The 7,312-nt window shown below is 39.9% G+C and carries 6 protein-coding genes; 1 reads left to right on the top strand and 5 read right to left on the bottom strand.

Annotated elements, in window-relative coordinates; translation table 11 throughout:
- Positions 1-139: 139 nt before the first annotated feature.
- The 3 genes from PUQ00_RS31570 to PUQ00_RS31560 all read right to left on the bottom strand — a co-directional run bounded on the left by PUQ00_RS31570 (position 140) and on the right by PUQ00_RS31560 (position 3,666).
- A complete protein-coding gene (locus PUQ00_RS31570) occupies positions 140-1,222 on the bottom strand; it encodes a fatty acid desaturase (RefSeq protein ID WP_300423845.1) in 1,083 nt (360 codons plus the stop codon).
- Between the two features lie 220 nt (positions 1,223-1,442).
- On the bottom strand, positions 1,443-2,492 hold the full coding sequence (locus PUQ00_RS31565; RefSeq protein ID WP_300423847.1) for a fatty acid desaturase: 1,050 nt from the start codon (positions 2,490-2,492) through the stop codon (positions 1,443-1,445).
- Positions 2,493-2,844: 352 nt separating this feature from the next.
- The gene (locus PUQ00_RS31560; RefSeq protein ID WP_300423844.1) at positions 2,845-3,666 is read right to left on the bottom strand and encodes an acyl-CoA desaturase; all 822 of its coding nucleotides are present in this window, start codon (positions 3,664-3,666) and stop codon (positions 2,845-2,847) included.
- An 85-nt stretch (positions 3,667-3,751) separates the two neighbouring features.
- Between PUQ00_RS31560 and PUQ00_RS31555 the strand changes: the two genes are divergently transcribed.
- The gene (locus PUQ00_RS31555; RefSeq protein ID WP_300423842.1) at positions 3,752-4,993 is read left to right on the top strand and encodes a methionine gamma-lyase family protein; all 1,242 of its coding nucleotides are present in this window, start codon (positions 3,752-3,754) and stop codon (positions 4,991-4,993) included.
- Positions 4,994-5,122: 129 nt separating this feature from the next.
- Here the strand turns inward: PUQ00_RS31555 and PUQ00_RS31550 are convergent, their stop codons facing one another.
- The gene (locus PUQ00_RS31550; RefSeq protein ID WP_300423840.1) at positions 5,123-6,622 is read right to left on the bottom strand and encodes a tetratricopeptide repeat protein; all 1,500 of its coding nucleotides are present in this window, start codon (positions 6,620-6,622) and stop codon (positions 5,123-5,125) included.
- Between the two features lie 22 nt (positions 6,623-6,644).
- Positions 6,645-7,312: toll/interleukin-1 receptor domain-containing protein (locus PUQ00_RS31545; RefSeq protein WP_300423838.1), on the bottom strand; the 668-nt coding region annotated here is incomplete at its 5' end.

Here is a 7,312-nt window from a genome sequence, read left to right as displayed (position 1 = left end):
TGTAGAGACGCGAAATTTCGCGTCTCTACATTCTTTTTCGGAGATGTCTAATATTGCGACCTTAAAAGGTAAGTTGCCACAAAGCATTGACGAAAATACAAGATACCCGACTTCTTTAAAGAAGTCGGGTATCTGAATCTTAGTCTTTAGTTAACTTGTTATTAGATGTGTAGTAAACCTTACTACCAGTATCAGGTACAAAATGGCAGCTGATAGATGAATGCCATAATGACTTCCAAATGGGTTGCTCCGATTTGTGGAAATACTCACCCATCACTGGTTTTATTGCCTCAGTTGCCTTCAGCAAATTGTAGTGAGGGATATTAAGGAATATATGGTGAGCAACATGAGTACCGATATCATGATGGATATGATTGATCAAACCATAATTACGGTCAATGCTAGAAATTGCGCCTTTCAGGAAAGTCCAATCTTCTCCACGATACCAGGCAAGGTCTGGCTCAGTGTGGTGCAAGAATGTCACCAAATCTAGCCAAATTACAAACACAATGTAAGGTACAGCGTAATATTTCAATAACCACATCCAACCCCATTGGTAGGTGAGGAAACCGAGCAAACCTACCATGCCAATCAAAAGTACAGTACTAGTGATGACATCCGATTTTTCCGATGGTTTGAAAAGCGAACTGCTGGGCAAAAAGTGGGAACCTTCCTTATTAGGAGAACGCTTAAATAAATACAGAGGATAAGCCAAGAGAAAAACATAATATCGGCCAATTTTTTGGGCGATAGGCATCTCCTTGTATTGTGATTTTGTCACAGGATACCAGCTTTCATCGTTATCGATATTGCCAGTATTTTTGTGATGAGTTCTATGGCTGATCCGCCAACCATGATAAGGAACAAGTATTGGTGTGTGAGAAAGATGTCCAATCAAATCATTGAGCCATTTCTGCTTAGAAAAAGATTGGTGTCCGCAGTCATGTCCTACTACAAACAAAGCCCAAAACATCGTTCCTTGCATTAACCAGAAAATCGGGAAGAAAAGCCAAGAATCCAGGTAAGAAGCTGCTGCATAAAGCAGACCGATAATCAGGATGTCACGGAAGAAGTAAAAAAGTGATTTTTTCACATTGGGTTGAAAGCATTCAGCAGGAATTGCAGCTTTTAAATCCTGAAGAGTGAAAGGTAATTTAGTCGTCGTATCCTCAGAGGTTTCACTGCCTAAAGGATTATTGAGCGCGATGATATTTGATTGCACTGGATTCTTTTGTTGGATATAAATCGGAACTTTATTTGAGAGAAGATCATCTCACTTCTAGGATGCCCACAAAACTAGCGATCGCTAACACACAAGAAGATAATTTCTGGCAATTTATCTAAAATTTTAGTCATTAAACAATTGCCAGATTCTATTTAAACACAGCATGATAAACGCTCTCGTTGGTGCAAGAGCGTAAATCTAATCACAGCGCTATTTATTACTCCGTATAATATTCGTTGAAAGTCTTATAGCCTACATCATTTGTGTACAGTTGACACTGGTCTGTAATCTGCTTCATTAAAGACCAAGAAAACTCACACTCATCATGCAGATAAGGCTGCCAATTTTCTTTGATGCTGCTGTAAGCTAGCCGCAAATTATAAGAAGGAATCGCAGTGGAAATATGATGAGGGACATGAACATTGATATCGTGGCAGAGGATTTCTACCCAACGCGGATAATCGCAATGGATAGTGCCAAATAGCTGTGCTAGAGCTTCGTTCCACTTGTTCGCTGTCACAAAAGGAACATCTGCGGCAGTATGGTGAACAATAGTAAAAGTACTCATCCAAAAATGGTAAATCATCCAGGGCACTAGCCAAAATTTGACAAATCCCCAGATCCCAGTTGTAGCGATCAGAATCGGGAAAGCGATCGCTGCAAACACAACTACTACAGCCACAGAAAGCTTGATACTCGATTGGTCTTTAGTTTTGAAGTTCCGCCAATCAAAATGCACCACAGCCCAATGTCCAATGGAACCTACCCACCACAAGCGTTTACGCATGAACAGTTCAAAAGCAGACTGCCGGGTTTTGTCCCAATTTTCAAACGCTTCCGGGGTGATTGGATGCCAAGCGTTATCCTCATCCAGCTTGTTGGTATGAGTATGGTGATAATTATGCTTAATGCGCCAACTGTGAAAGGGGTAAATTAACGGCATCATGAAGAAATGCCCCACCAAATCATTTACCCAACGACGTTTGGCAAAAGACCTATGACCACAATCATGGGCAATTACAAAAAAACCTGTTAAAGCAGTGCCCGTAATAATCCAAGCTAGGGGCAAAAGAAACCAAGGAGTGATGGTCAGGCTGTAGTAGCCCAAGGCAACTGCCAAGACACTGATTATTACTTGTGTCCAAGCTTTGCGACGGTTCTGCTGAAAACATTCCCGTGGCAGGCTTTTGACAATATCTTTGAGCCTTAGATCGGAATTACCAGGCTCGTCACTTACTTTCTGGCTGTTAATTATTGATGTAGTCATGGACACCTGAAAAACAACAAACTCCTCCACCAAGTCACCAAAAAGCAACTTGCCGCAAAATTTCTTCATATTAGCGCTTCGGATTATAGCAATCTAACCGACACAAGCGCACCCGTAAATAGACTTTTGAAAAGTGATGAGTTAGGAGTGATGAGTGAAAAGTGAGGAGTTATGAGTGATGAGTTAGGATTTTAGATTCTTAACTCACGCCTAACGTGAATTAGAAATCCTCCTTGTCCGATAAGTATTTTTGGGTCTCAAAATTATGGTTTGAGAAAAATTGACGGCAACATAAAGATTTCAACGCCTGATTCACACCCTCACGTAACTCCTAACTCCTAACTCCTAATTCCTAACTAATTTTTGTTGGGGCCAACTTCACATTAGTAGCCAGACCAACTGCTTGCAGCAATTGAACAGTCATCCAAGTTAAATCGATTTCCCACCATTCCAGCCCATGACGAGCTGAGTATTGAAAGGCATGATGGTTATTGTGCCAACCTTCACCGAAAACTAGTACGGCTACCCACCAGCAATTAGTCGATCTATCATCAGAATCATAGCTCTTATAGCCAAATTTGTGAGTGGCGCTATTCACCAACCAAGTGCAGTGGTAAACCCAGACAATGCGAACAAAAATTCCCCAAACAACGAACGGCCAACCACCCAGAAGCAAAAGCAATATACCCAGAGCAACCTGGATCAAAATGAAATATTTTTCTAAAAACTGATAAACTGGGTCTTCGGCAATGTCTTTGGTGAAACGAGGAACTTCAGCGTGAGCGGGACAGTAGTGAATCAGCCAATCCATGTGGCTCCACCAGAAGCCTTTATTAGAATCATGGGGGTCAGCATCAGTATCAGAGTGCAAATGGTGGATACGATGTGTTCCTATCCACTCAATTGGGCCTCCTTGACACGAAAGTGTCCCGAATAAAACCAGGAGATACTCTAGCCACTTGGGAGTTTGAAAACTGCGGTGGGTAACAAGGCGGTGAAATCCCAGAGTAACGCCTAAACCACCAGTTACCCAATACAGCAAGAAACCCACACCAACTGCCGTCCAGCTAAAGTTACCAGGAACAAAGGCAAATAAAGCGCCGATATGCAGTCCAATGAAAAACAGGGTATTAACCCAGTTAATTTGCGGTTTAGTTGAAGTAGCAATTGTCATGCAGTAACCTGAATTTGAATTTTTCGGCCTAGTCTGTGCGATCTAAAAATCCGCATATCTATAATTTTTTTTGAACGAGGAACTGATGAACAGCTTAGAACAGCTGCGGCAAGCAGAACAGGCACTATTAGAAATTTTTTCTGGAATTGACACTCAGGTCAAGCATAATCTAAAACGAGTGCTGGATGCCTTTCGTAATCACCGTGTGGGCGCACACCACTTTGCTGGTGTAAGTGGCTATGGTCACGATGATTTAGGACGAGAAACTTTAGATAAAGTTTTTGCCGAAGTTATGGGTGCCGAAGCTGCGGCGGTGCGAGTGCAGTTTGTTTCCGGAACTCATGCGATCGCTTGTGCCTTATTTGGTGTACTCCGTCCTGGAGATGAAATGTTAGCAGTAGTTGGTTCTCCCTACGATACGCTTGAAGAAGTCATTGGTTTACGGGGTCAAGGTCAAGGCTCCCTGATCGAGTTTGGCATAAATTACCGACAATTGGAGCTAACCCCCGAGGGAACTATAGATTGGCAAGCAATAAGAACTAGTGTGGCTGAAAACACGCGTTTAGTGTTAATTCAGCGTTCTTGTGGCTATTCTTGGCGTCCGAGTTTATCAATTGCCGATATTGAAAAAATCGTCCACTTAGTCAAACAGCAAAACCCGAACACCGTTTGCTTTGTGGATAACTGCTATGGCGAATTTATTGAAACCAGGGAACCTACAGCCGTAGGTGCTGATTTAATCGCAGGATCATTGATTAAAAATCCTGGTGGCACTATTGTCAGCGCTGGCGGTTATATCGCCGGTCGCGCCGACTTAGTGGAAGCCGCCGCTTGTCGCCTCACTGCTCCCGGTATCGGTAGTTATGGCGGTGCTACTTTTGACCAAAATCGCCTACTGTTCCAAGGCTTATTTTTGGCTCCGCAAATGGTTGGAGAGGCGATGAAAGGGACTTATCTTACTGGTTATGTATTTGACAAACTCGGTTATCCAGTAAATCCCGCACCTCTGGCTTCCCGTGGGGATGTAATTCAGGCAATTAAACTCGGTTCTGCTGAAAAGCTAATTGCTTTCTGTAAAGCTATACAACAGCATTCTCCTATAGGTTCCTACTTAGACCCTGTTCCAGATGAAATGCCGGGGTACGAGAGCCAGGTAGTCATGGCTGGGGGGACATTTATTGAAGGGAGTACCTTGGAATTATCGGCAGATGGGCCTTTGCGTGATCCCTATGTGGTTTATTGCCAGGGGGGGACTCATTGGACTCATGTGGCGATCGCATTGGAGGCTGCGATCAATGCAGTAGGAAGTAGTGGCTATCAATTATAGCACATATTCCGTAGGGCATAAGGTTTATTGAGAAATTAGTGAAAGGCGATCGTATTACTTCTCTTGTAACAAGTCCAAGGTGATTCTTATTTCTCCTGATTATTGGAGCTGGTAGAGGTTAGCATAAATTTAATTGGAAGATTGGGGCTTTCTCTGCTGAAGCTTCTGGATTTTGTCATTAATTTTTCTGTACTTATCTGTTGCTCCTTGTTTTTTGTATATAGTCGCTATCTTTTGATAATCTTTAATTGCTTCTTGTTTATTTTGTAAGTTATTCTCATAAACAAAACCACGACTTTTATAGGCATCAACTGAGTCAGGAGAGAGGCGAATAGCTTTGGTATAGTCGTCGATTGCTGCCTGGTATTTTTTTAGAGGATATTGAGCATCACCACGTTTCCTGTACGCATTAACATTTTTAGGAGCAATTTGAATAGCTTGGTTATAATCTTTAATTGCTGCCTGATAATCTTTGATTAAATGCCGGTTATGACCACGTTTTATATAAGCGTCAGCATTTTTAGGAGCAATTTGAATAGCTTGGGTATAATCTTTAATTGCTGCTTGATAGTTTTTTTGCGAATAGTGGTCATTGCCACGTTTCATATAATCAATATTTTTAGGATTAATCTCAAGCTTATTTTTTCCTTGATTTTCTAAATTAGTAAATTGTGTCTCTGAAAAAGAGTTACAAAATCCTAAAAGCGCAGCAACTACAATCACACTAATAGCAATGATGACGTTTGAAGTAGCTTGATTTTCATAGCCAATAAGTCGCTGAATTGGTTGAGTATAAATTGTTTCAGTAACTTCACTCTCGATTCTAGCTACAACTTTATCTTTAAGATTTAAATCATTTTGGATAGTCTTTAATTTTTCACGCTCTTGCTCACTAACACTGTTACTTCGTGGAATTATCATAAAAAATTCTTGTTTATATCGTTGTAATTTTTGATTATATTCTTGTTCAGCTTGGGCAGTTATTTCTTGTTCTATTACTCCTATATCTTTATTTTTGAATTCCAAATTTGGCTTGAGCCTGATTAAAGTATTTAGTGTTTGAGCACTCAGAGGATACTCCTTTTGAATAGCAGTAGAAAAAATCTGCCTATATTCCTGTAATTTTTGATAGTCTTGTTTAAGTTTTTCGATTATTTCTTCTAGACCTTCAGCTATCTTAGCAAAGGCTCCATCAGTGTCTGATGATTTTTTTACAGCTATTCTAGATTTCGGTAGTGGATTGAAATCATCCAATACTTTCTCCCAGCCATGAACTTCGCGTATGAGCAAAGGTACAACAATGATTTCTTCCTGTTTACCTTGCTGTAATATCCACTGAATTTCAGTAGAAAATGAAGTTGTATTTTGAATTAAAGAAATCAATTGTGGGTTAACCAGTAGTGCAACTACATCAGATGTTCTTAAAATGTTAAAGTTATGATTATTTTTGTGATCAGAAAAATGTGATGTATCAAGCGAGTATTTACACCATTGCATAAACACACCTGAGTCCTTCAATGTACTCAGGTGCTTATCTAAATCTTGTCGAAGATTTTCATCTTGACGACTAGAACATGAGTAGATAAATACTATTTGAATATTTTTGGTGGAGCCAGGGGATAAAGACATAACCCTCAGTCAATAAAAGTTGTTAATTTATGTTGTTTCTACTAGTTTTCTCTTCCTTGACTTTCTCAAGACCTTGAGCAGTAAAGTAAAAAGCATCATTTTTATTTATCCAGACCCTTCTATCAGTTATAAATTTGTCTTTTTGAGGTAAAGGCTCAAGATTTGCAAGTTTTAAATTAGCAAAACTATAGCGCTCCCAACCAATAATTTTGGTGAGAAGTACAGGAATAACAGTAGCTTTTATAGGTTGTTCTCTGGCTCTCGCTAGGTTTATTTCAATTTTATTATCATAGTCACTTAGAAAATTCGGACTAATCAATAGGAGAATTATATCGGCTGAATTCAGATGTTTCTCAATCTCAACTTTTGGGGTTTGCCCTCCTATAGTTTTAGCTTCATGCCAAATTTTAATTCCCTCCAAACTACTACTGAGATATCTTTCTAAGGCCTTTAACAATTTTTCATCTTCACGGGAATAAGATATAAAAACTTCAATGGCTTTGGTGCTTGATAGTACTTCACAAGTCTGATGTCCTTTTCCCTGGGATATACTATCTGGGATTATTTTTGTATGAGAAGGCAATTGCAATTCTGCTTCCATATCATTAGACTTATCCTTAATATAAATAGCATGGGATAATAAAAAGGTGGAGTAGAAATTATTTGGAAAGAATATGACAAGTCGTTTGG

This window comes from Nostoc sp. S13 (assembly GCF_029379315.1).
GTDB lineage: Bacteria > Cyanobacteriota > Cyanobacteriia > Cyanobacteriales > Nostocaceae > Nostoc.
This window is presented reverse-complemented; position numbering and strand designations above follow the sequence as displayed.

Coding starts and splice junctions, on each gene's coding strand:
- PUQ00_RS31565 (WP_300423847.1), bottom strand. CDS start 2,492: ATGACTACATCAATAATTAACAGCCAGAAAGTAAGTGACGAGCCTGGT.
- PUQ00_RS31560 (WP_300423844.1), bottom strand. CDS start 3,666: ATGACAATTGCTACTTCAACTAAACCGCAAATTAACTGGGTTAATACC.
- PUQ00_RS31555 (WP_300423842.1), top strand. CDS start 3,752: ATGAACAGCTTAGAACAGCTGCGGCAAGCAGAACAGGCACTATTAGAA.
- PUQ00_RS31550 (WP_300423840.1), bottom strand. CDS start 6,622: ATGTCTTTATCCCCTGGCTCCACCAAAAATATTCAAATAGTATTTATC.